This window comes from Micromonospora sp. NPDC047670, assembly GCF_043204915.1.
GTDB lineage: Bacteria > Actinomycetota > Actinomycetes > Mycobacteriales > Micromonosporaceae > Micromonospora.
The window spans coordinates 123,417-149,166 of record NZ_JBIDDA010000007.1 but is presented as its reverse complement, the minus strand read 5'-3'; the positions used below and the strand labels follow the sequence as shown (position 1 = coordinate 149,166).

The window sequence follows — 25,750 nt, the reverse complement described above, 5'->3', positions numbered from 1 at the left end:
CTCCACCAGCACTTCCCTTGGTCGATCCCGTTCCGAGTACAGCCGGCGGCCATGCGGTCACGCCGTCCAGGACGGCACGTAGGGTCGGCGCCATGCTTGAGTCCCAACGCGAAGCCGTGCCGAGCAACGACGGCGGCGAGCTCGATACCGCCCTCGCCTTCCTGTCCTTCGCGCGAAGCTGCGTGCTGAAGAAGGTCGCCGGTCTGAGCGAGGAACAGTTGCGGCGCCGCCTGGTCGTCTCCGACACCACACTGCTGGGCCTGGTGCAGCACCTGACGGATGCCGAACGGTACTGGTTCGGCTACACGTTCGCCGGTGACGCCCGCTACGCCAACGTCGACTTCGCGATGGTGGTCGGGCCGGACCGGGCCGCGGCTGAAATCATCGCCGGCTATCGGGCCGCGATCGCCGAGAGCGACGCCCACATCGTCGCAGCCGCCGACCCCGACGCCCGTACCGCGCAGCCGGTTTCCGACTCGCCTCGTACGCTTCGCTGGGTGCTCGCCCACATGACGGGCGAGACGGTCCGGCATGCCGGTCACGCCGACATCCTGCGGGAGCTCGTCGACGGTGCCACCGGCCGGTAGGAGATCGTGACTCGGGGCCGAGCGAGGACGTTCAGAAGGTGAGTTCGGCAGGCGCACCCTCGCCCACCCGACCGTCCACCGCCTCGCGCAGGAGGTCGGCGTGCCCGGTGTGCCGCGGTTCGAGTCCCCCGCATGCCACATGAGGTGGATGGTCGACGCGAGGATCTATTTCCCTGCGGCCCACGCCCGCACCTCGTGGGTCAGCCCCGCCGCGCTCACCGCCTGCCGTCGCCACGCCACGGCGGCAGCCGCGCGGGGACGCCGGCCCACCCGGTGGTCAGCCGGTCATCGTCCGCGGCTACCGGTTGAAGCGCAGCGGCGCATGCCGGACCAGTGCCGACAGCGCGTCCTCGGGGCACCGGCCCGAACTCCGTCAGCCTCGGGCCGGCCCACAGTCCACCTGACGCAGCAGGGCCAGCAGCCCGTGGCCGTCCTCGATCCGGGCGTCCGGTTCGACGCCCGGCAGCGGGGCCTCCCGGTCCGTGCGGGGAGACCGCATCAGGATGGCCGCGCCCGTGCCGGCGCGTCGGGCGCAGACGACGTCGCGGTGCACGCTGTCGCCGACGAACCAGCAGTCGCCGACCGGCACCCCGACGGCTCGGGCGGCCAGGAGCGCCAGCTGCGGGTTGGGCTTGCGGGGCCCGGCCTCGTCGCTGTAGAACTCCGCCGCGAAGAGCCCGGAGAGCCCGGCGGCGGCCAGGAAGTCGCGGTGGGCGGCACCGCAGAGCGTGTTGCTGACGACCGCCATCGGGAGCCCGGCGTCGGCGGCGTGGCGCAACGCCTCGGGGATGCCGGGACGTACCGCCCAGCGCTCCCGCCAGGTCCAGGCGTACGCCAGCGGGGTCGCCTCCCGCTCGACGGCGTCCCGGGCGGCCTGCGGCCAGGAGCGGGTCACGAAGTCGGCCCACACCTGGCCGTGCGGCAGCTCGACGGGATCGCCGGTCCTGCCCACGTCGTCGCGCCACAGGGCGTACGCCCGCGCGCCCTCGGCGAGGTCCCGGGCGATTTGCTCGTTTGGAACCGCGCCGTCGACGAGTGCGGCGAGGCGCCGCACCAGCCCCGGCGGGGCCGGCGGTTGGGCGGGCGCGTCGGCCAGGACGCCGCCGAAGTCCAGCAGGAGCGCCCGGGGGGTACGAAGCATGCCGCCATCCTCGCGCACCGGACGGGGGTGAGGAAGGAGCCTGCGGGCTGCTCGACGTGACCCGGGGAACGGTCGGGCACGCGCGACACCGCTGGCCGACCTGTACGGTTCGGCGGCCCATCGACTGCGGGTCCGTGGGCGGGATCCGGGGCGACTGTGGCAGGCGTTCGAGCGGGCTGGCGGCCGGGTCAGGATGGACCGCGAGGCCGTCGCCGGGCGTGGGTGGTGCCCGGGCGGTCACAGTTCCGCACGGCCGCCCACGAGCCGCCCGCCCCGGCAGGTTAGCGTCCCAGGTGTGACCACCGGATCCCCGCGCGTACTCCCGGCCGACAGCGGCATCGCCGAGGCCGCCTCCGTCCTGCGTACCGGCGGGCTGGTGGCCTTCCCCACCGAGACCGTCTACGGGCTCGGCGCGAGCGCGCTGGACGCCCGCGCGGCCGCCCGGATCTTCGAGGCGAAGGCGCGGCCGAGCTTCGACCCGCTGATCACGCACCTCGCCGACGCCGGCGAGTTGGAGAAGCTGGTCGGGGCGGTGCCACCGGCGGTGGCGGCGCTGGCCGAGCGCTTCTGGCCGGGGCCGCTGACGCTGATCGTGGACCGACCGGCCGCGATCCCCCCGATCGTCACCTCCGGGCTGGCGACGATGGCCGTCCGGGTGCCGGACAACGCGTACGCGCGGGCGCTGATCGCGGCGGCCGGGGTGCCGGTGGCCGCGCCGAGCGCCAACCGGTTCGGCCAGCTCAGCCCCACGCGGGCCGAGCACGTGGTGCGGGGCCTGGGGGCCGCCGTGGACGTGGTGCTCGACGGCGGGCCGACGCGGTGCGGGATCGAGTCGACCATCGTGGACGCCCGGGGTGGGCAGCCGGTCGTGCTGCGCCTCGGCGCGCTGCCGCTGGAGGCGCTGGAGGAGGCCGCCGGCCCGGTGACCGTACGACCGGGCAGCTCCGGGCAGCCCGTCGCGCCCGGCACGCTGGCGGCGCACTACGCGCCGCGTACGCCGCTGCGGTTGGCGTCGGGCGGGGAGCCGCCGGTGGCCGACGGGGTCCGGCGCGGCTTCCTGGCCTTCCGGGAGCGGCCGGCGGGCGACTGGGCGGCGGTCGAGGTGCTCTCCGCGGCCGGTGACCTGACCGAGGCCGCCGCGCGGCTGTTCGACGCGCTGCACGAGCTGGACGCCACGGGGGTCGGCGAGATCGTGGTCGAGCCGGTCCCGGAGGTCGGGGTCGGCCGTGCCATCAACGACCGGTTGCGTCGGGCCGCGGCCACCTGGCAACCGACGGAGTGAGGCCGGCGCGGGACACCGCGTGGGTTCGCCGGGGCGACGGTATCCGGCCGGCGGGTGCATGGGCCGGGGCGGCGAGGGTAGGAGAAACGGCAACAACCCCCCGGAAGTGAGGTGTCATGCCAATGCCGACCGCACGCGAGATCATGACGAACGACGTGACCTGCATCCGTGAGCAGGACGACCTCAGGACGGCCGCCAAGCAGATGGCCCAGCTGGGCGTGGGATCGCTGCCGATCTGCGGGGACGACAACCGGCTCAAGGGCATGCTGACCGACCGCGACATCGTGGTCAAGGTGCTCGCCGAGGGCCGGGACCCGGGCAGCGTCACCGCCGGTGAGCTGGCCCAGGGCGAGGCGGTGACGATCGGCGCCGACGACGACGCGGCCGAGATCCTGCGGACCATGAGCCAGCACAAGGTGCGCCGGCTGCCGGTGATCGACGGGCACGAACTCGTCGGGATCGTGGCCGTCGCCGACGTGGCCCGCTCCCTGCCCGAGCGCCCGGTGGGCGACCTCATCGAGGCAATCTCCGAGCGCGCCTGACCGCCCGCACGACCCGATCGCCGCCCTCCCGGCCCGGCCGGGTAGGCGGCGATCGGCGTACGCGGGGCAGCCCGGCATCGGTCCCGGATGGTGCTGCCGGCTCAGGCCGGCGGTGTGAGCGGGACGGTCTCGCCCCGGGCGATGGTGCGGACGCTCCGGGCGAAGCCGCGCCGGCGGGCCTCCGCCACGAAGTGGCCCAGCGGCGAGCGGAACACCGGATAGTCGTCGTAGTGGATCGGCACCGTGAGCCTCGGCCGGACCAGCTCGACCAGGTCCGCGCCCTGCCGGGCATCCATCGTGAGCAGGATACCGGCGACCCGCGTGCCGCCGAGGTGGATCAGCATCGCGTCGATGTCCGGGTACCGCTCGGGGATCTCGGCCAGCATCGGCCGGTTCAGCGTGTCCCCGGTGACGTACAGGCGGAACTCGCGGGTGCCGGCGCGCTCCAGGTCGATCATCGTGCCCATCACGTCGGGCAGCAGCAGGTCGAGCGCGCCCGGCCCGTGCTTCCCCGGCATCGAGGTCAGCCGCAGCGTCTCGGCGTCCCGGCGCAGCTCACGGGAGCGCCAGGTGGGCAGACCCTCGGCGGCCCGGAATCCCCAGCGGCGCAGCTTTCGCTCGGCGGCGGGGGTGGTGACGATCGGCAGCTCCCGGTCGAGTTCCCGGCGGGCCACCCGGTCGAAGTGGTCCCCGTGCAGGTGGGACAGGACCACCGCGTCCAGCGACGGCAGTTGGGCGATCCGCAGCGCCGGGTCGGTGCGCCGGCGCGACCACAGCCCCTTGCCCAGGTACGCGCGCTGCCCCCGGTGCAGGAAGTTGGGGTCGGTCAGCAGGGTGAACCCGCCGATCCGCAGCACCGTCGTGGCGGTGCCGATGAACGTGACCCCCGGCTGCGTCGTCAACATGCCCACCTCCACGGGAAGCCGTACCCGTGATCGGCGCGGCCATGCGGACCGGCGACGGTCACCGCCCCGACGCCGCGTCGCCCGCGCCGGCCGGGGTCTCCCCGTCGGAGCCGGGCCGGTCCGGCTCGTGGCCGGACCTCGGCAGGCGTTCCACCAGGCGGGTGAGCGCGCCGTTGGCGAAGGTCGCGCCGAGCGCCGAGCCCGTGGCGATCGTCCAGCCGACCGGCCCGAGCGGGGTGCAGCCGAAGAACTGGCTGAGCCCCGGCGTCTGCACGACCGCCACCAGCACCCCGGCCGAGGCGGCGGTGGAGGCGAGCACGGCCGGGCTGGTGCCGCCGGCCAGCATCGTCTGCCCGAGCTGGGTGCCGACCAGCGAGACCAGCGCGACGGTCCCCGCGCGCCTGCGCCGCCCGGTGTAGCGGGCCAGCGTCCAACCGGCGGTGGCGCCCAGCGTGGTGGCGGCGGCACGCAACCCGATCTCCCGGGTCATCGTCTCGCCGAGCGAGGTGTCCGGGCCCTCCCGGAGCAGGCCGTTGGCGTGGTCCGCGTCGGGGGGCCGGATCGCGATCGCCAACGCCGGGGCCAGGTCGGTGAGCAGGTTGACCAGGAGGAGCTGCCGTCCGGTGAGCGCCGACCGGCCGGTGGCGGCGGCGGTGAGCACGCTGAACGCGATCTCGCCCAGATTGCCGCCGACCAGGATGCTGAGCGCGTGGCGTACCGAGGACCACATCGCCCGGCCCTCGACCAGCGTGGCGATGATGGTCTCCAGCCGGTCGTCGGTGACCACCAGGTCGGCCGCCGCCCGGGCCGCCGGGGTGCCCCGTTGGCCGAGGGCGATGCCGACGTCGGCCAGCCGGATCGCCGGCGCGTCGTTGGCTCCGTCGCCGGTCATCGCGACCGTACGCCCGCACTTCTGCAACGCCTGGATGATGCGCACCTTGTGCGCGGGGGTGCACCGGGCGACCACGTCGGTGGCCGCGAGCCGCGCCGCGAGGGCGCCGTCGTCGAGCTGGTCGAGTTCCGTCGCCGTGACCACCCGCTGCTCGTCGTGGTCGCTGATGGTGGCCGCGATCGCCTCGGCGGTGGCCGGGTGGTCGCCGGTGATCATGATGGTGTGCACGCCGGCCTGGCGGATCCGGCGTACGGCGGGGGCGGCGCTCTCGCGCACCCCGTCGGCGAGGGCCAGGAAGCCGAGGAAGGTCAGGGCGTGCACCTGCTCGTCCGTGACGCCCGGCGAGGAGACCCGGCACTCGGCCACGGCCAGGATCCGGTGTCCCGCCCCGGCCCGGTCGGCGAGCATCGCGTGCAGCCCGGCGCGCCCCTGCTCGTCGAGCGGCTCGTCGCGTCCCCTCCGGGTCCGCCAGGCGGAGCACCGGGGCAGCACGGACTCCGGCGCCCCCTTCACGCTGAGCAGCAGCCGGTCCCCGGCGCGGCCGACCGTGGCGTGGTAGCCGCGGGACGGCTCGAACGGCAGGCCGCCGACCGGCTCCCACCCGTCCGCGCCGGTCTGCTCGGTCACCCCCGCCGCCTGGGCGCCGTAGCGGACCGCCCGGTCGGTCTGCTGGGGCAGCTCACGAGGGTCGGCGGCGGCCGGGGTGGCGCGCAGGGCGGCGGCGAGGGTCTCCGGCAGGCCGCCGTCGAGCTGGTCGACCGGCGCGTACCGGCCGTCGTCGCCGACCCCGGCGAGCATCAGCTGCCCCTCCGTGAGGGTCCCGGTCTTGTCGAAGCAGAGCACGTCCACCCGACCGAGCGCCTCGATGGTGCGCGGGTTGCGGACCAGCGCGCCGTGCTCCGCCAGCCGTCGTGCGGCGGCCAACTGGGCGGCGCTGACCAGGAACGGCAGACCCTCCGGCACGGAGGCGACGGCCAGGTTCGCGGCGGTGGCGGCCGTCTCCGCCAGCGGCACGCCCCGCGCCAGCCCCGCGCCGGCCACCGCCACCGCCGAGCTGGCGGCCAGCGGGAGCGCCGCCCGGGTCAGCCTGCCCAGCCGGGCCTCCACGCCGCTCGGCGGCGGGGCCTGCCGGGCCATCGCCAGGCTCCGCCCGGCCTCGGTCTCCGCGCCGGTGGCCACCACCACCGCCGTCCCGTGGCCGGCGGCGACCGTGGTGCCCTCGTACAGCATCGACCGCCGGTCGGCGACGGCGGCGGCGACGACCGGCTGGTCGGTCTTGGCGACCGGCAGCGACTCGCCCGTGAGCGAGGACTCGTCCGTCTCCAGGCCGGCCGACTCCAGCACCCGGCAGTCGGCCGGTACGGCGTCGCCCGACTCGAGGAGGACGACGTCCCCGGGCACCAGGTCCTCGGCCGGCAGCACCCGTTCGCCGCCGTCCCGACGCACCCGGGCGGTTACGGCCGAGCGGGACAGCAGCTCGGCGAGCGACCGCTCGGTGTTGTGCTGGTGCACCGCCCCGAGCAGGGCGGACCCGCCGACCACCCCGCCGACCAGGGCGGCGTCGACCAGCGAGCCGAAGGTCGCGGAGAGCACCGCCCCGGCGGCCAGCACCGGGGTGAGCGGGTTGGCCAGCTCGTCGACGAAGGCGCGCAACAGCCCGGTCGGTCCGGAGGGCTGCGCGGTCCCGTCGCCCCGGCGGCGCTCGGCCTCGACCGTGGTGAGCCCGTCCGGGCCGGTGCCGAGCTGGTCGAGGACGGCCGAGGACGGCATCAGGTGCCAGGCGGTGATCGTCGGCGCCGGGGACTCCGCCCGGTCGGGCAGCCGGTGCGCCCGTACGACGCCGTGCGCGAAGGCCAGCGCGGCCGCGCCGTTCACGGCGGAGAGGGACCTGCCCGGCAACCGCGCGGGCGCGGCGGTGAACGCCCCCAGCGCGCCGAGGCTCGTGCCGGCCAGGGCCAGGCCGATGTTCTGCCGGGTCATCCGGCGGGCCACCCCGGTCGCCTCGATCACCAGCGCCACCACGCCCAGGTCGGTGCCGACCAGCAGGTGCGCGCCCCAGGGCGGCAAACCCTCGGGGGCGGACATCCCCAGGCCGCAGTCGGCGACGCCGAGCGCGGCCCGGTTGCCGGAGACCACCATGACCACCGCCCCGCCGAACTGCAATGTCCGCACCGACTCGGCCAGCCGGTCGCCGCCGGGCAGGTGGGCGTCGGCGAAGCCGTACCGCCGGTCGTCGTCGCCGGCCACGACCACCCGCAGGCCGGCCTGGCGGGCGGCGGCCGGCAGGGCGTCGACGCCCGGCGCGGGCTCCGGCTCGAACCGCAGCACCGCGGCGAGGGTGTCGCCGTCGGCCAGGCCGAGCAGGGGGCCGCCGGCCTCGCGCAGCCGGCGGCTGTCCGCGGTGTCGCCCGGATGCTCGGCGTCCAGCGCGTCCAGCGGCCCGAGCCGCCAGCCGTCGGCGTGCCGCAGCTCGGCCGGGGCGGCCGGGTCGAAGAGCGCGATCGCGCGGGCCGCCACCTGCCCGGTGTCCGCCCCGGCCAGCGGCGCCAGGTCCGCGAGCACGCCGCGGTCGGAGCCGAGCACGGCGGCGTCCAGCACCACGGTGTCGATCTGGTCGAGTTCGCGCAGCACGCTGCGGTCCATCGCGATCACCCCGCGCCGGGCGAGGATCCGGCCGAGCTGTGCGGCGTACCCCTCGCGGCCGCTGCCGGGAGCCTTCGGCAGCGCGGAGAGCCCCAGCGCGGCGGCCCGCTTCCGGCCGACGACCGGCGTCGCGGCGGCCGCGGCGGCGGCGCCGGCGGCGAGCATCCGGGCGGCGTACCTCTCGACGGGGCCGTCCGGCTTCGGGCGGGGGCGCTCGACCTTCGGCGCCCGGGCGACCGCCCGCTCCGGATCGCCGGTCAGCCGCGGCTCCGCCCGCGTCCAGGCCCGGAGCTGGGCCCGGGCCTCGCCCCACTGCACGACCCGCTGCGCCCCGTCGAGCACGATTCCGGTCCACCCGCCGGTGAGGCCCTGCACGACCGCCTCGGCGAGCGGGAACAGCAGCTCGGCGCGGGGGTCGGCGCGCAGGCCCCGGTCGGCCAGCGCGTGCAGCTTCGGGTGCAGGTCGACCGCGCCGAGCAGCCCGGCGACCTCCGCGGGCACCGGGGTGAACGGCAGGATCCGGGTGGCGGCGGAGATGGTCAGGCCCAGGGCGTCGGAGGCCAGCGCGCCGAGGGTGCGCGGCGTGCGGGGCCCCTCCTCGGGCGGGTGCGGCGGGGGGATCTCGGGGTCCGGCTCGTGCGGGCAGGTGCGTTCCGCGCGGGCGACGGTGGCGATCAGGTCGCGCAGCTTCGGCTCCGGCGTGCCGACGGCCACGACCACCCGGCCGGACGGGGCGTTGACGCGGGCCCATGCCACCCCCGGCACCCGCTCCAGCGCCGCCTCGACCTGGCGGGCGAGGGTGTCGCCGCCGTTCTGGCAGACGCCGTGCACCTCGATGTGGTGCCGGCCGGGGCGGGACCAGACCCGACGCTTGGTCAGCCCTGCCACCCGGGCCAGCCGGGCAGCGGCGGCACCGACGCTCCGGGACGCCTCGCCGACGACCTGCGGCACGGCGACCGGCGGCAGGAGCCGGCCGGCGGCGGCGCCGACGCTCCGGGACGCCTCGCCGACGACCTGCGGCACGGCGACCGGCGGCAGGAGTCGGCCGGCGGCGCGGCCGAGCGAGGTCATCGAGGCGTACGACCGGACAGGCGCCGGCCAGGCCCCCCGCTGCCGCTGCTCCCGTCGTACGCCATCTCGCCTCCCACGCCTCCGCTCCGGCGGCCTGGTTTCCCGGCGGACCGCCCGTTATGCCCTCCGAGCAGGGGAAGTTTCTCCCGGGGAAGGGTTGGAGGCGGACGGGGAGAGACGGGTCACCCTTGACCTCAAGCCCGCTTGAGGTCCGAGGCTGACGGCATGTCGATCGCACTGCTCCGCCCCGAGGTGGACGCGTCGGACCAACGGGTCCGCGCCGACCGTCGACCGCTCCGGCTGCCGCTCCCGGCGGGTCGGCGGTGACCGCCACGGCGGCGCCGACCGTTCCGGTCCCGCCCGCGGCGGGGCTCTTCGCGCCCCGGCTGCGGGCGATGACGGTCGGCAGCGTCGCGCTGGTCTCGCTGCTCGCGTTCGAGGCGCTGGCGGTGGGCACCGCGATGCCGACCGTCGCCCGCAGCCTCGACGGGCTGGCCCTCTACGGGATCGCCTTCGGGGGGCCGTTCGCGGCCGGCGTGCTCGCGATGGTCGCCTCCGGCATCTGGTGCGACGCACGGGGACCCCGGGCGCCGATGTGGCACGGGCTGGTCTGGTTCGTGGTGGGGCTGTTCGTGGCCGGCAGCGCCACGGCCATGGGTGCCCTGGTGGCCGGTCGGATCCTGCAGGGGTTCGGGTCCGGCCTGCTGTCGGTGGCGCTCTACGTCATCGTCGGTCAGGCGTACCCGGAGGCGCTGCACCGGCGGATCTTCGCGGCGTTCGCCGCCGCGTGGGTCGTGCCGTCGCTGGTCGGGCCGGCACTGGCCGGGCTGATCGTGGAGCACCTCGGCTGGCGGTGGGTCTTCCTGGCGGTGCCGGTGGTGGCCGTGCCGGCGGTGCTGCTGATCCACCCCGGGCTGCGCGCGATCGGCGCGGGCACGACGACGGGGGTGCCCGCCGGGGCGACCGCCCGGATCGGCTGGGCCTGCGGGGCGGCGGTGAGCGCCGCACTGTTGCACATCGGGGGGCAGCAGCGCGGCGGCGCCGCCGCCGGGCTGGTGGCGGCGGCGCTGGTCGGGCTGCTGGTCTGCGCGCCGCGGCTGCTGCCGGCGGGATTCCTGCGCGCGGGCCGGGGCCTGCCGACGGTGATCGGGCTGCGTGGTCTCGCCTCGGCGGCGTTCGTCGGCGCCGAGGTGGTGATCCCGCTGATGCTCTCCCGGGAGCGCGGCCTGTCGCCGACGGCGGCCGGTCTCGTCCTCACCACCGGCGCGCTCGCCTGGTCGGCGGGCTCCTGGGCGCAGGGGCGGATGCCCGCGCCGCGCTCCCGGGCCACCCTGCCGAGGGCCGGGCTCGCCTGCATCGCGGCCGGTACCGCCGTGGTGACGCTCGCCGTCGTGCCGGCGGTGCCGGTGTGGGTCGGGGTGCTCGGCTGGGCCGGCGCGGGACTCGGCATGGGGCTGCTCTACCCGTCGCTGTCGGTGCTCACCCTGGAGCTGTCCGCCCCCGGCGAGCAGGGGCGCAACAGCTCGTCCCTGCAACTGGGCGACTCGCTCTTCGCGGCGACCGTGCTGGCACTCACCGGCGCCGTGCTCGCCGCCGGCGCGGCCCCGGGACCGGGCAGCTACGCCGGCACGCTCGCGGTGGCGTCCGGGCTGGCCCTGCTGGGCGTCCTGATCGCCGGCCGGGTGGTGCCCGGCCCGGCCGCGATCCGCGCGACCGGCTGACCCCCGCCTCCGCGGCGGGCGGAAGCCACCCGGGCCGGTTCGGGGATGTGGTGAATCGGCCCGGGCCGGTGGGTGCGGCCGGGAGGATGGGCGGGCGATGAACTTCCTGACCATCCTGCCGATGGCCGTGGTGATGGTCGCCGGGACGCAGCTGGTCGCGGCGGTCTTCCTCGCCTCGGCCGACCGGCCGCGCGCCGCCTCGCTGGGCTACCTGGCCGGCGCGGGACTCGTGGTGACGGGCGGGGTGACGGCGAGTTGGTCGGTCACCCGGGCCATCAAGATCAATGTCGGGGTGGGCGGGGGCCGCGCGGTGGGGAGCCGAATCGACCTGGTGGTGCTGGCGCTGCTGGGCGTCCTGGCGGTCGTCGTCTTCCTGCGCCGGCACACCACGGGCACTCCGAGGTGGATGAGCGGGCTCCAGCGGGCCAGCCCCGGCTACGCGCTGCGGCTCGGCGTGCTGCTCTTCCTGGCCATGCCGACGGACGACCTCACGATGGTCACCGTCGGGACGAGCGCCGCCCGGCACGGGCTGCCCTGGTGGCACCTGCTGCCGTTCGTCCTGCTCACCCTGGCGCTGCTGGCCCTGCCCCTGCTGGCGCTGCTGCTGCTCGGCCACCGGGCCGTGGCCGTGCTGCCCCGGATCCGGGACTGGGCCCGGCAGCACTCGTGGGTGGTCAGCGAGGTCGTCATCGCGTTCTTCGTGGTGCTGACGGCGGCCGACCTGCTCCGGTGAGCCGCCGCACAGCCGGTCACGCCCGCCGGGGCGGCCCCGTCAGCACCGTGGGCCGCGCGCGGGCGCGGGGGCGCTGGAGAAGGAGGAACCATGCGGGTGCTGGTCACCGGGGCGGGCGGTCGGCTCGGGCGGATGGTGCTGCCGCGGCTGCGCGGCGAGGGGTGGACCGTCCGGGCGACGAGCCGGCGGGCGCGTACCGACCCGTCCGTGGAGTGGGTGGTGGTCGACCTGGCCACCGGGGAAGGGCTCGCCGAGGCGGTGGCCGACGTGGACGCCGTCCTGCACCTGGCCTCGTCGCCGAACCGGGGGCGGCAGACCCACCGGGTCGACGTACTCGGCACCCGCCGGCTGGTCGTCGCCGCCGGCCAGGCGGGCGTACGGCACCTGGTCTACGTCTCGATCGTCGGGGTGGACCGGGTGCCGATCCCCTACTACCGGCACAAGCTCGCCGCCGAGCAGGTCGTGGCGGCCGGGCCGGTGCCGTGGACCGTGCTGCGGGCGACCCAGTTCCCGGAGTTCCTCGACGACATGCTGCGCGGCGCGAGCCGGCTCGGCCCGGTGCTGGGTGACCCGGCGGTGCTCGCCCAGCCGGTCGACCCCGCCGAGGTCGCGGAGCGACTGGTCCGGCGGCTCACCGCCGGCCCGCTGCACGGCATCGAGGAGTACGGCGGCCCGGAGGTGCTCCGGTACGACGCGGCGGTCCGGGCCTGGAACGCCGCCCGGCGATCCCGCCGCCCGCTGCTCCCGGTGCGGATCCCCGGGAAACTCGGCCGCGCCCTGCGTTCGGGCGGGCTGGTCACCGAGGCGACCCCGACGGGCGCCCGGACCTGGGCCGACCACCTGGTCGACACGTACGGGGGAACCGCCGCAAGATGAACGACCTGCGCGTTCACGTCCGGCCTACCGTGACGCCATGTTCGCCATGGTCGCCACCGTCATCCTCTACGTCGCCGGTTTCATCTTCCTGTACGGCGTGATCCGGCTCGCCATCCGCCACGCCCTGGAGGAGATGGAGGTGCGTCGGGTCCAGGCCGAGCGGGCGGAGGAGCTGGCCGCCGCGCGGGACCGCACCCTGCTCCGCGAGAACGGCTTCCTCACCGGCAGCTGACCCGGGTCCGTCCGTCCGGTGGCCGGTCGCCGGGCGGGCGGCACCGGGGCGGGGCAACCGGTCTGCGGAGCGGGCTCCGGCGGGCGGAGCGGGCCGGGTGGTGCGAGGATCGCAGGCGTGATGGGGACGCTGAAGACCGAACCTGCCCGCGCCCGGCTCGACCTGCTCGCCCCGCCGGTCGCCGCCGCCATCGGGCAGTGGCCCGCCGACGCCCCGGTGGACGTCGACGACGTGCTGGTGGCGTCGATCGACGCCGAACTCGCCGACACCGCCGCCTTCTGTGCGGCGTACGAGGTGGGGCTGGACGTGTCGGCCAACTGCGTGGTGGTGGCCGGCAAGCGCGAGGGCGTGACCCGCTACGCCGCCTGCGTCGTGCTCGCCACCACGCGCGCCGACGTCAACGGGGTGGCCCGTCGGGCGCTCGACGTCCGTAAGGCGAGTTTCGCGCCGATGGCCGACGCGGTGGAGTTGACCGGCATGGAGTACGGCGGCATCACCCCGATCGGCCTGCCGCAGGAGTGGCCGATCCTGGTCGACGCCCGGGTGATCGCCACCCCGCACGTGATCATCGGCTCCGGCGTGCGGCACAGCAAGATCGCCTTGCCCGGGCCGGCCCTGGGCGCGTTGCCCGGCGCTCGTGTGGTGGAGGACCTGGCCCGACCGGCCTAACCACTGAAGTGCGTCGATATCGTTGCACGTGAAACATCGGCCGGCCCGGACGGCGGCTCAGCCCGCCACGGACTCGCGGCGCTCCACCTCGGCCAGCGCGGCGAGCAGCGTCTCCGGTTCCTGGGCGCCCGTGATCGCGTACCTTCCCGCGAGCACGAAGGTCGGGACGCTGGTCACGCCGATCTGACGGGCGGTGGCCAGCTCGGCGGAGAGTTCGTCCACCCGCTCGTCCGAGTCGAGGAAGCGGCGCGCCTCCGCCTGGTCCAGGCCGACCTCGCCCGCGAGCGCGGCGAGCGCCTCCCGGGAGCCGACGTCGACCCCGTCGGTGAAGTGGGCGCGGTAGAGCGCGTCGACCATCTCGGCGGCGCGCCCGCGGTCGGTCGCCCAGGAGACCAGCCGGTGCGCGTCGAAGGTGTTCGCGGCGACCGCCCGGTCGAAGTCGAGCTTCAGTCCGGCGCCGGCGGCCACCTCGGTGACGTGCCCGAACATCTGCCGCGCCCGGTCCGGCCCGCCGAACTTGGCAGCCATCGCCTCGACCAGCGGGCGCGGCTCGGGCACCGGCGACGGGTCGAGCTGGAACGGCCGGTAGCGGACGGTCACCTCGCCGTCGTACGACTCCAGTGCCTGCTCCAGCCGGCGCTTGCCGATGTAGCACCAGGGGCAGACCACGTCGGCGTAGATCTCGATCTCCATGCCGGGTGACAACCGCCGGATCAGCCGATCTGTTCCCTGACCTGCCGCTTGAGCCGGGCCAGGATGGCCGTGCCGCCGCGCACCCGCAGCGGGCTGATCGCCTGGGCCAGCCCCATCCGCTGGTAGAGGTCGTCGGGGACGGCGAGCACCTCGTCCGGGCTCGCCCCGGCCAGCCCTTCGGCGAGGATGCCCGCGAACGCGCGGGTGGTGGGTGCCTCCGGCGGGCAGTCGAAGAGCGTCTCCACCGTCTTCTCCGGCGTCACCCGGGCGCGCAGGAAGAACGACGTCTGGCACTCCGGCACCTGCTCCATGCCCTCCCGGTCCGCGGAGCCGGCGGGCAGCGGCGGGATGACGTCGGCGTACTCCAGCAACATCTCCAGCACCACGTCGCGGGGCGCGGCGGCGAACTCGTCGACGATCTCGGACAGCCTGGCCGGCATGGAAGACATGCTCCCGAGGCTACCGCCGTCGCCGGTCCGCCCGCCGCGCGCCGGAAGCCCCGGTCAGACGGTCGGCGCCTGCTCGCTGATCTCGCTCAGCGCCGAGTTGGGGTCGAGCTGCATCGCGAGGTCGCCGAGGGAGACGATGCCGACCAGCTTGCGCTCGCTGTCGCAGACCAGCACCCGCCGGATGCCCCGCTCCCGCATCAGGGCCGCCGCCTCGGCGGCGGTCGAGTGCTGCTCGATCATCACCACCTCCCGGGTGACGATCGAGCCGATCGTGGTGGTGGCCGGGTCGCTGCGTTCGGCCACCGCCCGGACCACGATGTCCCGGTCGGTGAGCATCCCGGCGAGGGTGGCGCCGTCGGTGACCACCACGTCGCCGATGTCCGCCTCCTTCATCACCCGGGCCGCCTCGTCCAGGGTGGTCTCCGCGGGCAGGTAGATGACCTGCTTCGTCATCACGTCGCTGACCCGGTAACCGGTCATGAGAGCCTCCAGAACAACGTCCAGCCGATCGGACTGCGGTACCCCGTGGCGCGTCCGCTACACCATGTCCCCGCGCTCGTCGCGTACCTCCGCCACGAGTCGTTCCGCCAGCCCGTCGACCGGCAGCTCGACGCGCCCGTCCGAGGCCCGGTCGCGCAGCTCGACGTACCCCTCGGCGAGGCGGCGGCCGACCACGACGGCGCGCGGGATGCCGACCAGCTCGGCGTCGGTGAACTTCACCCCGGCCGAGACGTGCGTCCGGTCGTCGACCAGCACCCGCAGGCCGGCGGCGGAGAGCCGCCCGCCGAGCTCCAGCGCCGCGTCGAGCTGCGGCCCCTTGCCGGCGGCGATCAGGTGTACGTCGCACGGCGCGACCGACGCCGGCCAGACCAGTCCGCGCTCGTCGTGGTGCTGCTCGGCGATCGCCGCCACCGCACGGGACACCCCGATGCCGTAGCAGCCCATCGTCGGCCGGACCGGCTTGCCGGCCGGGCCGAGCACGTCGACGGCGAAGGCGTCGGTGTAGCGGCGGCCGAGCTGGAAGATGTGCCCGATCTCGATGCCCCGCCGCATGGTCAGCTCGCCGGTGCCGCAGGCCGGGCAGGGGTCACCGGCGCGCACCTCGGCCGCCTCGATCGTGCCGTCGGGCACGAAGTCCCGGCCGCAGACCACCCCCGTCGCGTGCCGGCCCGGCTCGTTCGCCCCGGTCAGCCAGGCGGTGCCGGGCGCGACCCGGGGGTCGACCAGGTAGCGGATGCCGAGCTTCGCCATCACCTGCGGGCCGATGTAGCCGCGGACCAGCTCGGGATGGGCGTCCCAGCCGTCGAAGACGTCCACGGTGGCCGGCGCGACCGCCGCCCCGAGCCGCTTGAGGTCCACCTCGCGGTCGCCGGGCAGCCCCACCACCAGCAGCTCGGCCTCCTCCGTGCCGGGCCGGCGCAGGTGGAGCACCACGTTCTTCAGGGTGTCGGCGGCGGTCCAGTCGTCCCGGCCGCCCAGCCGGCGGGCGTTGGCCAGCTCGACCAGGCTGGCGATCGTCGGGGTCTCGGGGGTGTCGTGCACCTCGGCAGCCGGCTGCGCGTCCGGGTCGCGGGCCGGCGGGGCGGGCGTCGTCACCGCCTCGGTGTTGGCGGCGTAGTCGCAGGCCGTGCAGCCGACGAAGGTGTCCTCGCCGACCGGCGTCGCCGCCAGGAACTCCTCCGACGCCGAGCCGCCCATCGCTCCCGACGTCGCGCGCACGATCGTGTGCTCCAGCCCGAGCCGGTCGAAGATCCGCCGGTACGCGCCCCGGTGCCGGTCGTACGCCGCCGCCAGGCCCGCCTCGTCGAGGTCGAACGAGTAGGCGTCCTTCATGAGGAACTCGCGCCCGCGCAGCAGGCCGGCCCGGGGCCGGGCCTCGTCGCGGAACTTCGTCTGCACCTGGAAGAGCGTCACCGGGAAGTCCCGGTACGAGGTGAACAGGTCCTTCACCAGCAGCGCGGCCAGCTCCTCGTGGGTGGGCGCGAGCAGGTGCTCGGCCCCCTTGCGGTCGGCGAGGGTGAAGATGTCGTCGCCGTACTCCGTCCACCGGCCGCTGGCCCGGTACGGCTCGGCCGGCAGCAGCGCCGGGAAGTGCACCTCCTGGTCGCCGATCGCCGTCATCTCCTGCCGGATGACCTCGGTGACCCGGTCCAGCACCAGCTTGCCCAGCGGCAGCCAGGTGTAGCCGCCCGGTGCGGCGCGGCGGACGTAGCCGGCCCGCAGCAGGAGCCGGTGGCTCGGCACCTCCGCGTCCGCCGGGTCCTCGCGCAGGGTCCGGAGCAGCAGGGTCGACATGCGCAGCAGCATTGGCGCAGCGTACGACCGGCCGCGGAGGAAGGGCGATCCGATTTGTCACCCCGGAGGAAATTTCCCGCCCCCGACGGCAACCACGCCGGATCGGGGCGACGTCTGGGGAGGCGTCACGATGATGCACCACCTGACCCCAAGGATCGGCTCGTGTGGACCCTCTCCTGAGTGAGTTCGACTCGTTCGTCCGGACCCGCACCCCGGCGCTGCTGCGGTCGGCCTACCTGCTCACCGGCGACCAACACCTCGCCGAGGACCTCGTGCAGTCCGCGCTGGCCCGGACCCACCGCTCGTGGAACCGGCTGCACCACAGCGGGAACGCCGAGGCGTACACCCGGAAGACCATGTACCACCTCCAGGTCTCCTGGTGGCGGCGGCGCCGGGTCGCCGAGTCGATGCCGGGCGACATGCCCGAGCCACGCGGAGGCGGCTCGGCCCCCGACCACGCCCAGCAGACCACGCTCCGGCTCACCCTGCGGGCCGCGTTGCAGAGGCTATCCGCCAAGCAGCGCGCCGTGCTGGTCCTGAGGTTCTTCGAGGACCGCACCGAGGCCGAGGCCGCCGACCTGCTCGGCGTCACCGTCGGCACCGTCAAGAGCCAGACCTCCAAGGCCCTGGCCAAGCTGCGCACCGTCGCCCCGGAACTCGCCGAGCTGTACGCCCTGGAAGGAAGCGCCCGATGAACGACGACCGCCTCCGGCTAGACCTGGCCGCGCTCGCCGACGAGGTCAGCCCGGCCGACCTGCGCGACCGGACCCTGCGTACCTCCCGTCGGCTCGGCGTCCAGCGCGCCGTCGCCACCTCCGCCGCCGCCGTGGTGGTGCTGGGCGCGGCCACCGGCACCGCGTTCGCGCTGATGCCCCGCGACGACGGCCCCGCGCCCGTGCCGGCCACCACCCCTTCGATCACCCTCACCCCGACCCCCAGCGTGACGCCGCCGACGGCCACCGCCTCCCCGGAGGCCAGGGTGAGCTCCGGGGCGGCGGGGCCGACCGCGACCATCGGGCGGGTCTTCTACGGCCCGCAGCCCGGCGGCGAGGGCCCGGCGCGCCTCTGGTCGTTCCGCCCGGGTTCCGCGCCCGTCCGGCTGCTTTCCGTTCCGGTACACGCGGCGATCGGCAACGCCGTCGTCTCGCCCGACGGCGAGCGGGTGGCCTGGGTCGACGACTCCTCGTACCTCCGGGTCGCCGACGTCGACGGCACGGACGCCCGGGTCTACCGCGGCGACCTCGTCGAGCCGGACTGCTGGACGCCGGCCTGGGCACCCGACTCCCGCCGGGTCACCGTGTCGCGCGTCGTCTCGGCGGAGCCGAGCGTGGTCACCGAGGTCGGGGTGGTCGAGCTGTCGACGGGGAAGTTCACCCGGATCGGCGACCTGCGGGGCTGCCACCCGCTCTGGTCCGCCGACGGCAAGGTGCTCGCCTTCCCTGACGGGTCGTCGGGGCGGGTCGTGCTGACGGACCAGCACGGACGGAAGAGCCGGTCCATCCCGAACGTGGGCGGGAACGCCGACAGGAGTTGCTTCGACGTCGCAAGCCTCTCGCCGGACGGCTCCCGGATCGCGCTGCGCCTGCGGGGGCCGGACGAGGAGTCGGGCGACGTGGCGCGGGAACTCGACGCCAACGCGGTGCTCGACACGCGTACCGGCAGGAAGGTCGACCTGGAACTCGGCGGCCGGAAGCTGCTCCAGGCGTACTTCCAGACGGACGGGACGCTGGTCGCCAGGGTCGGCGCCGGTGACCGCAACGTGCTCGTGATGCTCGACGGCGACGGCCGGAAGATCAGCGAGGTGCCGGAGCCGGCATCCCTGAAGGGGCAGCAGATCCTGGGCGTCTCCGGCTGAGCCGCCCCACCGCTCGTCCGGGGCCGTCGCGACACGGGGCGCGACGGCTCCGGCGTGTCCGGTGGGACCTCCGCCACGTCGGTCGGCCGGAGCGGTGACGGGCCGGCGGCCCCGGTGACAGACTGACCGACGGTCGACCGGGACGGCAGAGGGAGGCGCGCGTGCGCTGGCGCAGTTTCGTGGCGGTGGGGGACAGCTTCACCGAGGGCATGGACGACGCCTACCCGGACGGCACCTACCGGGGCTGGGCGGATCTCGTCGCCACCCGGCTCGCCGCCGAGGCCGGCCCCGACTTCCGCTACGCGAACCTGGCCATCCGGGGTCGGCTCTTCCCGAGCGTGGTGGCCGAGCAGGTGCCGGCGGCGCTCGCCATGAAGCCCGACCTGATCAGCTTCGCCGCCGGCGGCAACGACGTGCTGCGGCGCACCTTCGACCCGGACGCGCTGGTCGCCCGCTTCGACGACGTGGTGCGGGACCTGCGCTCCGGCGGCGCCGACGTGATCCTCTTCCGGTTCGCCGACGTGATGGCCCGGCTGCCCGGCCAGCGGCTCGTCGCGCCCCGGGTCCAGCTGCTCAACCAGGCCGTCGGTGAGACCGCCGAGCGGCACGGCGCGATCCTGGTTGACCTGTACGCGGACGACACCTACCTGAACCCGATGCTGTGGAGCACCGACCGGCTGCACCTTTCGGAAGCCGGGCACCGGCGGGTTGCCGGGCAGGTGCTGACCGCGCTCGGCGTCGGCTGCGACGAGGAGTGGCTGATGGTGCCCCCGCACCCGGCGCCGACGCCCTGGCTGGCCGCCCGGGCCGCCGACCTGCGTTGGGCCGGGCAGCACCTGGCCCCGTGGATCAAGCGCCGGCTCACCGGCCGCTCCTCCGGCGACACGGTCACCCCGAAGCGACCGGTGCTCGGCCCCGTCGGCGACTGAGTCGTGCTCACCCTGCACGCCGCGCCGCTGCTGCGGGCCGGCCCCGACGAGGCGCGGACCGCCGGGGCCGCCGTCGCGGTCCGGGCCGACCGGATCGTCGCGGTCGGCCCGCTGGCCGAGCTGACCGGGGCGTACGCCGGGGCCCGGGTCCGCCGCTGGCCTGGCACGCTCGGGCCGGGGCTGTTGCACGACGGCCCGCTACCGGCCGCCGACACCCCGCGCGAGCGGGTGCACGCGCTGCTGCGCAGGGGGGTGACCGCCGTGCTCGCCGAGCACGTCGCCGACCCGGCCCTGCGGGCGGCCGTGGACCGGGGCGACCTGCTGGTGCTGCCCGCCGCCGTGCCGCCGGCGCTGGTGCCCGGCGGGCGCGCGGACCTGGCCGTGTTCGACGCCGACGGCGCATGCCTGGTGACGGTGGTGGCGGGCCGGATCGCCCACCGCCGCGCCTGACCGGCCCGGACGGCGGCGGGCCCCATCGTGTCGGTGGGAGCCCGCCGCCGTGCGGTCAGGAGATCCGGGTCCAGGTGCGGACGGCCCCGGAGCCGACGCCGACGATCCGGGCGGAGCCGATGCCCACGACGACCGTGTCGTCGCGCAGCACGTCGACCCATGGGCTGTCGCCGGTCCCGGCCGTCAGCCCGGCGCGCAGCTCGGGCGAGTCGACGTAGCGTCCGTCGGCCCAGAACCCGACGCTGCCGTAGGCGCCGGTGACGGCGAGGACGCCGCCGTTGACCGCGGCGACGTCGTTGGTGTCGTCGGGCAGGTCCGGCCGCCGTTCCCAACGGTCCCCGACCCACTGCCACACCTTCCCGGGGGCCGCTGCGTCGAACTCGCCTTCCGCGACGGTGACCAGCCAGGCGTCGGCGCCGTCGGGGGAGACCAGGAGCCGTGCGGCCCCCGGCGCGGCCGACAGCTTCCGCCAGGTCGCCGCTCCGATGGTGTTGACCAGGACAGTGAACCGGTCGCCGTCGCGCACGGTCAGCCAGAGCCGCCCGTCGCCGCCCTCGACGAGCTGGCTTTCGGTCTCCGACGTGAGGGCCACCGGGGGCTGCGGCCGGACAGGGCCGGAGCCGACCCGCGCCAGCTCCGCGCGGCGGCACGTCGTGCCCCTCGCGCCGTCGTCGAGCCCGCTGGATCCCGGGCAGCGGACGAGGAACCCGCTGCGGGTCGCGACGCCGGCCTGCGCGGCCGGCGGCGGGGAGCCGACCGGGTGGCGGGACCAGGTCGCGCCGCCGTCGGTGGTGACGAGGTACGAGTCGCCGACGGCCACCGTGAGCGTCCGCTCGTCGACCGGCATCAGGTGCGCCGAGTCCGTCGGGGCGTCGAGCGCCGCCGTCGGCCGCCACGTCGCCCCGCCGTCGGTGGTCCGCCCGACGGCCCGCCGGCAGCCGGTCGCGCCCGGATCGTTCGGGTCGCAGGTGTCGAAGAGCGCCCAACCGTTCCGGGAGTCGACGAAGTGCAGGTCGGCCAGCGTCCCGGGCGCGCCGGGCAGGGCGGCCCTCCGTTCGGGAAGCGTGGTGGTGGGGGGCGGTGACACGGTGGGCGTCGGGGTCGGTGGGGTGGGCTCCCCGCCCCTGCCGGCGACGGCGAACGCACCGCCCGGCCCGGCCAGCAGGAGCGCGACCACGCCGGCCAGCAGGCCCCGCCTGCGCCGCCGTTCGCGGACGCGGCGCTGAGCGGCCGGTACGCCCGGGGGCCGGAACGTGGTCAGCGCGTCCGACTCGAACTCGGCGAACATCTCGTCCAGCGCGGTCTCACGCACGGTGGCCCTCCCGCCGCTCGGTGAAGTAGGTGGCCAGGGCGGTCCGGCCCCGGGACAGCCAGGAGCGGACGGTGCCCTCGGGGGCATCCACCTGCGCCGCGATCTCCGCGACGCTCAGGTGCGCCAGGTAATGCAGCACGACGGCCCGCCGCTGGTTGGTGGGCAGGGTGGCCAGCGCCCGGCTCAGCGCGACCCGGTCCGGTTCCGGCCCGGGTGTGTGCTCCTCCCGCTGGCGGGCCAGATGCCGGACGGCGGTACGGACCCGGCGCAGCCGGCTGGTGGCCAGGTTCCAGGCGACCCGGCGCACCCAGGCGGAGGGGTCGTCGTACGCGCTGATCCGGTCCCACCGCTCCAGCACCCGACAGAACGCCTCCTGGGTGAGGTCCTGCGCCTCCGCGTGGTCTCCCAGGTACGCGTAGAGCTGCACCGCGAGGCGGTGAAAGTGGGCCTGGTAGAAGTCGGTGAAGTCCACGGCTGGCCCGGCCGTCGGGGACGGCCCGGTCGATTGCCGTACGGTCATTGGCGATCCTCGGTGCTCGGCGGGTTCGCTACAGTCACGCGTGGGGCGTGTGGTTCGCTGCACCCGTTTCTCGCGGGCCGGTCCCGTCCGCGGGGATGCGGCGTACCTTGGGGATCATGTCTGTGCCGAGTGATCCTGATCCCCGACTCCAGTCGTACGCGGACCCACAGCGTTTGGTCACCACAGCATGGTTGGCCGAGCACCTCAGCGACGAGGGCCTCGTCGTCGTCGAGTGCGACGAGGACGTGCTGCTCTACGACACCGGCCACATCCCGGGCGCCGTCAAGGTGGACTGGCACACCGAGCTGAACGACCAGGTGACCCGGGACTACCTCGACGCGAAGCGCTTCGCCGAGCTGTGCGCCGCCAAGGGCATCGGCCGGGACGACACGGTCGTCTTCTACGGCGACAACTTCAACTGGTGGGCGGCGTACGCCCTCTGGGTGTTCTCGCTCTTCGGCCACCCGGACGTGCGGCTGCTCGACGGCGGCCGGCAGAAGTGGGTCGCCGAGGGACGCGAGCTGACCCGGGACAAGCCGGCCCGGCCGCCCGCCGACTACCCGGTGCCGCAGCGCAACGACGCGCCGCTGCGGGCCTACCGCGAGCAGGTGATGGCGCACGTCGCGGCGGGCCGCCCGCTGGTCGACGTCCGGTCGCCCGGCGAGTACACGGGCGAGATGCTGCACATGCCGGACTACCCGCAGGAGGGCGCGCTGCGCGGCGGGCACATCCCGGGCGCGGTCAACAAGCCGTGGAAGTCCGCCGCGAACGACGACGGCACGTTCAAGTCGCCCGACGAGCTGCGCGCCATCTACGCCGACCAGCTCGGGCTCGCGCCGGACGACGACATCGTGGCCTACTGCCGGATCGGCGAGCGGTCGAGCCACACCTGGTTCGTGCTGCGGCACCTGTTGGGCTACCCGCAGGTGCGCAACTACGACGGCTCGTGGACCGAGTGGGGCAACCTCGTCCGGGCCCCCGTCGTGAAGGGCGACCAGCCCGGCGGCCTCGCGAGCTGACCCCGGCCCGACCGGGGTCACGTCGGTTTCGGCAGTTCGGCGACCACCCGGAAACCGCCCTGCGGCCCGGCCTGGGTCACCAGCGACCCGCCCACCAGGGCGAGGCGTTCCGCCAGGCCCTTGAGGCCGGAGCCGGCCGCCGGACGGGAGGACGGCGGGCCGGTGCCGTCGTCGGTGATCTCCAGCCGGATCTGCCGTGGGGTGTGCGCCATGACGATGTCGACCCGGGTGGCCCCGCTGTGCCGGACGACGTTCGTCGTCGCTTCCCGCACCACCCAGCCGAGCACCGCCTCGGACTCCGGATCGAGCGGTGGACCGGAGAGCTGGACGTCCGCCGACATGCCTGCCGCGGTCAGGGCCGACCGGGCCCGGTCCAGTTCGGTGGCCAGGCTGCTCTCCCGGTAGCCCGAGACGGCCTCCCGGATCTCGGTCAGGGCCTGTCGGCCGACGGTCTCGATGTCGGACGCCTGGGCGGCCGCGCGCGCCGGGTCCCGCTCGGCCAGCCGGCGCACCGCCTCGGCCTTCACGACGATGACAGACATGCTGTGCCCGAGCAGGTCGTGCAGGTCGCGGGCGAACCGTAGGCGCTCCTGGTCGACCGCGGACCGGGCAAGTTCCTCCCGGGTGCGGCGGAGTTCCGCGGTCGTCGCGGCCAGGCCGAGGATCGCGGCCGTCACCAGGCCGGAGACGAAGGTGCCGTAACCGTTGATCATCGCCGCCAACGGGTCGTGGTCCCGCTCCCCGGAGATCACGCCGGCTGACCCGCCCAGGACGATCAGCGCCAGGACGAGGTGCTGACCACGGAGCACGGTGCCGCAGGCCAGCGCCAACGGCATGAACAGCTGGATCCAGCTACCGCCGTACCCCAGGGCCAGCGGATAGGTGACGACGGCCTGGGCGGCGAGCAGGCCCAGCGTGGTCCGGTGCGTACGGCGGCGGGAGCCGAACGCCCGGAACGTCACCGTGACGTAGAGAGCCACGAAGGTCAGCAGGCCGGCCCCGGCCAGCCAGGGCAGGGGCACGTCGACCCGGACGAGATCGGCGACGGCGCCGGCGGTCAGCATCAGCCACGGCAGGAAGGCCCGCCCGCTGGTCAGCTCGGGCAGCTTGTGGGCTTCCGCGTCCGCGCCCGGCCACCGGAACCTCCGCATGTCTCGGCCCTCTCCTGTCTGCTCGTGGTTACGTCTCGCGGCGACCGTCCCGGTCCCGTCGTCAGGCGCGACGGCTCGCCCGACGGTATGCGTAGCCGGCGTACGCGCCGAACAGCGCCAGCCAGGCGACCAGCACGAGAACCGTGTCGAGGCCCGGTACGGCGCCCCGCGTGGTGTCCCAGCCCAGCTCGCCCAGGCGGTGGGCCGGCGTCCAGCGGGCGACTGCGGCCAGCCAGCCGGGGAACTCCGAGACCGGGAACCACAGGCCGCCGACGAACGCGAGCACCAGGTTGGTCACCACGTTGGCCACGTTGGTGGTCTGGGCGGAGAGGGCGTAGCCGTTGGCGAGGCCGAGCACGGTGAAGGGCAGCGAGCCGACCCACAGCAGCAGGGCCAGCCCCAACCACCGACCGGGATCGAGGCGTACGTCGTTGACGATCGCCCCGGTGAGCAGCACCACCAGGATCGTCGGCAGGACCACCAGGGAGCCGGTCACGGTCCGCCCGGCGACCGCCTGGGCCGCGGTCAGCGGGGTGATGCGGAGCTGCCGGAGCCAGCCCGCCGCCTTGTCCTCGGCGACCGCCGTGCCGGCGGTCAGCCCGGCGCTCAGCGCGCCGTACGCGGCCAGGCCCACCATCGCCGTGACGGCCCAGTCGGAGGAGCCGTCGATGCCGCCGCCGACGTTGGTGAACATCAGGTACATCAGCACGGGCGTGCCGATGCCGAAGATGACGAATCCGGCGTCCCGGAAGGTACGGCGAAGTTCCAGGCCGACGTACTGGTACACCGGGGCGATCTGGCCGAGCATCAGGAACCTGCCTTCTGGGTCGGGACGGAGGGGGCGGCGGTGGGAGAGGTGAGGGCCAGGAAGGCGTCCTCCAGTCCGGCGGAGGTCACTTCGAGGCCCCGCACCGGTCCCCGTTGGGTCAGGGCGTGGACGGTGGCGTCGGAATCGGCCGTCCACAGGCGTACCCGGCCGTCGACGACCGCCACCGAGAGCACGCCAGGCAACGACGCGAGACCCGCGGGCGCCGGGCGGCCCTGGAGGTCGAAGGAGACGACGCTGGCACCGACGGCCTGTTTGATGTCGGCGCCGGTGCCGTCGGCGACGACCCGACCCCGGTCGATGACGACGACCCGGTCGGCGTTCTGGTCCGCCTCCTCCAGGTAGTGGGTGGAGAAGAGAACGGTCTTGCCCCGCCCGGTGAGCGCGCGCATCGACTGCCAGAACGAGCGGCGGGCCGCCACGTCGAGCGCGGCGGTCGGCTCGTCGAGGACCAGCAGGTCCGGGTCGCCGACGAGGGCGACGGCGAAGGTGACCCGCTGCGCCTGACCACCGGAGAGCCGGTCCACCCGCCGGCCGGCGAGTTCGCCGAGCCCGGCCAGGGCCAGGGCCTCGTCCACCGGCATGGGCTTCGGATAGGTGCCGGCCACGAAGGTCACCAGTTCGCGCACCTTGACCCGGGGAACGGGCTTGGCGTCCTGGAGCATCGCGCCGACCCGCCCGGCGCGTACCGCCCGCTGCGGCGCCTCCCCGAACAGGCGTACCTGGCCGGCGGTCGGCTCGTCCAGGCCCAGCAGCAGGCTGATCGAGGTCGACTTGCCCGCGCCGTTGCGGCCCAGCAGCGCGACCCGTTCGCCCCGCCCGATCGTGAGGTCGAGCCCGGCGACCGCTCGTACGTCTCCGAACGTGCGGACCGCGCCGGCAAAGGCCACCACCGGTTCCGCACCACCTGTCTCCGTCATGCCAGGAACGCTACGAGCGCAGGTCAGATGCCTTGTA

25 protein-coding genes are annotated in these 25,750 nt (G+C 75.3%); 13 read left to right on the top strand and 12 right to left on the bottom strand.

Features of this window, described 5'->3' with window-relative positions; translation table 11 throughout:
* Positions 1-92 precede the first annotated feature (92 nt).
* Positions 93-587, top strand: coding sequence for a DinB family protein (locus ACGF7U_RS19000; protein WP_393108278.1), 495 nt, complete (start codon positions 93-95; stop codon positions 585-587).
* Positions 588-960: 373 nt separating this feature from the next.
* Here ACGF7U_RS19000 and ACGF7U_RS18995 read toward each other — a convergent pair whose 3' ends face one another.
* Complete coding sequence (locus ACGF7U_RS18995; RefSeq protein WP_393108276.1) at positions 961-1,728, bottom strand: HAD family hydrolase; 768 nt, start codon at positions 1,726-1,728, stop codon at positions 961-963.
* 295 nt (positions 1,729-2,023) lie between these two features.
* Between ACGF7U_RS18995 and ACGF7U_RS18990 the strand changes: the two genes are divergently transcribed.
* Entirely contained in the window at positions 2,024-3,010 is a 987-nt protein-coding gene (locus ACGF7U_RS18990) for an L-threonylcarbamoyladenylate synthase (RefSeq protein ID WP_393108274.1), read from the top strand.
* Positions 3,011-3,132: 122 nt separating this feature from the next.
* Positions 3,133-3,552 (top strand): CBS domain-containing protein, encoded by a 420-nt coding sequence (locus ACGF7U_RS18985; RefSeq protein WP_393108272.1) that lies wholly within the window; start codon positions 3,133-3,135, stop codon positions 3,550-3,552.
* A 101-nt stretch (positions 3,553-3,653) separates the two neighbouring features.
* Here the strand turns inward: ACGF7U_RS18985 and ACGF7U_RS18980 are convergent, their stop codons facing one another.
* Positions 3,654-4,457 carry an MBL fold metallo-hydrolase gene (locus tag ACGF7U_RS18980; RefSeq protein WP_393108270.1) on the bottom strand — a complete coding sequence of 268 codons (804 nt, stop codon included), beginning with the start codon at positions 4,455-4,457 and terminating at the stop codon, positions 3,654-3,656.
* 58 nt (positions 4,458-4,515) lie between these two features.
* A complete protein-coding gene (locus tag ACGF7U_RS18975) occupies positions 4,516-9,063 on the bottom strand; it encodes an HAD-IC family P-type ATPase (RefSeq protein ID WP_393108268.1) in 4,548 nt (1,515 codons plus the stop codon).
* Positions 9,064-9,458: 395 nt separating this feature from the next.
* Here ACGF7U_RS18975 and ACGF7U_RS18970 point away from each other — a divergent pair, with 395 nt between their 5' ends.
* The 5 genes from ACGF7U_RS18970 to ACGF7U_RS18950 all read left to right on the top strand — a co-directional run bounded on the left by ACGF7U_RS18970 (position 9,459) and on the right by ACGF7U_RS18950 (position 13,294).
* Positions 9,459-10,784 (top strand): MFS transporter, encoded by a 1,326-nt coding sequence (locus ACGF7U_RS18970; RefSeq protein ID WP_393108638.1) that lies wholly within the window; start codon positions 9,459-9,461, stop codon positions 10,782-10,784.
* 97 nt (positions 10,785-10,881) lie between these two features.
* Entirely contained in the window at positions 10,882-11,517 is a 636-nt protein-coding gene (locus tag ACGF7U_RS18965) for a GAP family protein (RefSeq protein WP_393108266.1), read from the top strand.
* Positions 11,518-11,607: 90 nt separating this feature from the next.
* Entirely contained in the window at positions 11,608-12,393 is a 786-nt protein-coding gene (locus ACGF7U_RS18960) for an SDR family oxidoreductase (protein ID WP_393108264.1), read from the top strand.
* A gap of 37 nt (positions 12,394-12,430) precedes the next feature.
* Positions 12,431-12,625 carry a hypothetical protein gene (locus tag ACGF7U_RS18955; RefSeq protein WP_393108262.1) on the top strand — a complete coding sequence of 65 codons (195 nt, stop codon included), beginning with the start codon at positions 12,431-12,433 and terminating at the stop codon, positions 12,623-12,625.
* 120 nt (positions 12,626-12,745) lie between these two features.
* Complete coding sequence (locus ACGF7U_RS18950) at positions 12,746-13,294, top strand: YbaK/EbsC family protein (RefSeq protein WP_393108636.1); 549 nt, start codon at positions 12,746-12,748, stop codon at positions 13,292-13,294.
* Between the two features lie 57 nt (positions 13,295-13,351).
* Here the strand turns inward: ACGF7U_RS18950 and ACGF7U_RS18945 are convergent, their stop codons facing one another.
* From ACGF7U_RS18945 to ACGF7U_RS18930, 4 genes are read right to left on the bottom strand one after another with little or no spacing between them, the layout of a single operon-like run.
* Positions 13,352-13,987, bottom strand: coding sequence for a DsbA family protein (locus ACGF7U_RS18945; protein WP_393108260.1), 636 nt, complete (start codon positions 13,985-13,987; stop codon positions 13,352-13,354).
* A gap of 20 nt (positions 13,988-14,007) precedes the next feature.
* A complete protein-coding gene (locus tag ACGF7U_RS18940) occupies positions 14,008-14,436 on the bottom strand; it encodes a SufE family protein (protein ID WP_393108258.1) in 429 nt (142 codons plus the stop codon).
* 54 nt (positions 14,437-14,490) lie between these two features.
* Entirely contained in the window at positions 14,491-14,916 is a 426-nt protein-coding gene (locus ACGF7U_RS18935; RefSeq protein ID WP_393108256.1) for a CBS domain-containing protein, read from the bottom strand.
* A 57-nt stretch (positions 14,917-14,973) separates the two neighbouring features.
* A complete protein-coding gene (locus ACGF7U_RS18930) occupies positions 14,974-16,743 on the bottom strand; it encodes a proline--tRNA ligase (protein WP_393108254.1) in 1,770 nt (589 codons plus the stop codon).
* Between the two features lie 152 nt (positions 16,744-16,895).
* Between ACGF7U_RS18930 and ACGF7U_RS18925 the strand changes: the two genes are divergently transcribed.
* From ACGF7U_RS18925 to ACGF7U_RS18910, 4 genes are all read left to right on the top strand, one after another.
* A complete protein-coding gene (locus ACGF7U_RS18925; RefSeq protein ID WP_393108252.1) occupies positions 16,896-17,426 on the top strand; it encodes a SigE family RNA polymerase sigma factor in 531 nt (176 codons plus the stop codon).
* Positions 17,423-18,586 (top strand): TolB family protein, encoded by a 1,164-nt coding sequence (locus ACGF7U_RS18920; protein WP_393108250.1) that lies wholly within the window; start codon positions 17,423-17,425, stop codon positions 18,584-18,586. The genes ACGF7U_RS18925 and ACGF7U_RS18920 overlap by 4 nt, the downstream gene beginning before the upstream one ends.
* Positions 18,587-18,747: 161 nt before the next feature.
* Complete coding sequence (locus tag ACGF7U_RS18915) at positions 18,748-19,515, top strand: SGNH/GDSL hydrolase family protein (protein ID WP_393108248.1); 768 nt, start codon at positions 18,748-18,750, stop codon at positions 19,513-19,515.
* 3 nt (positions 19,516-19,518) lie between these two features.
* Positions 19,519-19,965 carry a hypothetical protein gene (locus ACGF7U_RS18910; protein WP_393108246.1) on the top strand — a complete coding sequence of 149 codons (447 nt, stop codon included), beginning with the start codon at positions 19,519-19,521 and terminating at the stop codon, positions 19,963-19,965.
* A 55-nt stretch (positions 19,966-20,020) separates the two neighbouring features.
* Here ACGF7U_RS18910 and ACGF7U_RS18905 read toward each other — a convergent pair whose 3' ends face one another.
* Both ACGF7U_RS18905 and ACGF7U_RS18900 read right to left on the bottom strand, forming a co-directional pair.
* The gene (locus ACGF7U_RS18905) at positions 20,021-21,277 is read right to left on the bottom strand and encodes a hypothetical protein (RefSeq protein ID WP_393108244.1); all 1,257 of its coding nucleotides are present in this window, start codon (positions 21,275-21,277) and stop codon (positions 20,021-20,023) included.
* The gene (locus ACGF7U_RS18900) at positions 21,270-21,797 is read right to left on the bottom strand and encodes an RNA polymerase sigma factor (protein WP_393108242.1); all 528 of its coding nucleotides are present in this window, start codon (positions 21,795-21,797) and stop codon (positions 21,270-21,272) included. Before ACGF7U_RS18900 ends, ACGF7U_RS18905 begins: the two co-directional genes overlap by 8 nt.
* 116 nt (positions 21,798-21,913) lie before the next feature.
* Here ACGF7U_RS18900 and ACGF7U_RS18895 point away from each other — a divergent pair, with 116 nt between their 5' ends.
* Positions 21,914-22,816 (top strand): sulfurtransferase, encoded by a 903-nt coding sequence (locus ACGF7U_RS18895; protein ID WP_393108240.1) that lies wholly within the window; start codon positions 21,914-21,916, stop codon positions 22,814-22,816.
* A gap of 17 nt (positions 22,817-22,833) precedes the next feature.
* Here the strand turns inward: ACGF7U_RS18895 and ACGF7U_RS18890 are convergent, their stop codons facing one another.
* From ACGF7U_RS18890 to ACGF7U_RS18880, 3 genes are all read right to left on the bottom strand, one after another.
* Complete coding sequence (locus ACGF7U_RS18890; protein WP_393108238.1) at positions 22,834-23,967, bottom strand: sensor histidine kinase; 1,134 nt, start codon at positions 23,965-23,967, stop codon at positions 22,834-22,836.
* 61 nt (positions 23,968-24,028) lie between these two features.
* A complete protein-coding gene (locus ACGF7U_RS18885; RefSeq protein WP_393108236.1) occupies positions 24,029-24,775 on the bottom strand; it encodes an ABC transporter permease in 747 nt (248 codons plus the stop codon).
* Positions 24,775-25,713: an ABC transporter ATP-binding protein gene (locus ACGF7U_RS18880; protein WP_393108234.1), complete on the bottom strand. Its 939-nt coding sequence runs from the start codon at positions 25,711-25,713 to the stop codon at positions 24,775-24,777. Before ACGF7U_RS18880 ends, ACGF7U_RS18885 begins: the two co-directional genes overlap by 1 nt.
* Positions 25,714-25,750 lie beyond the last annotated feature (37 nt).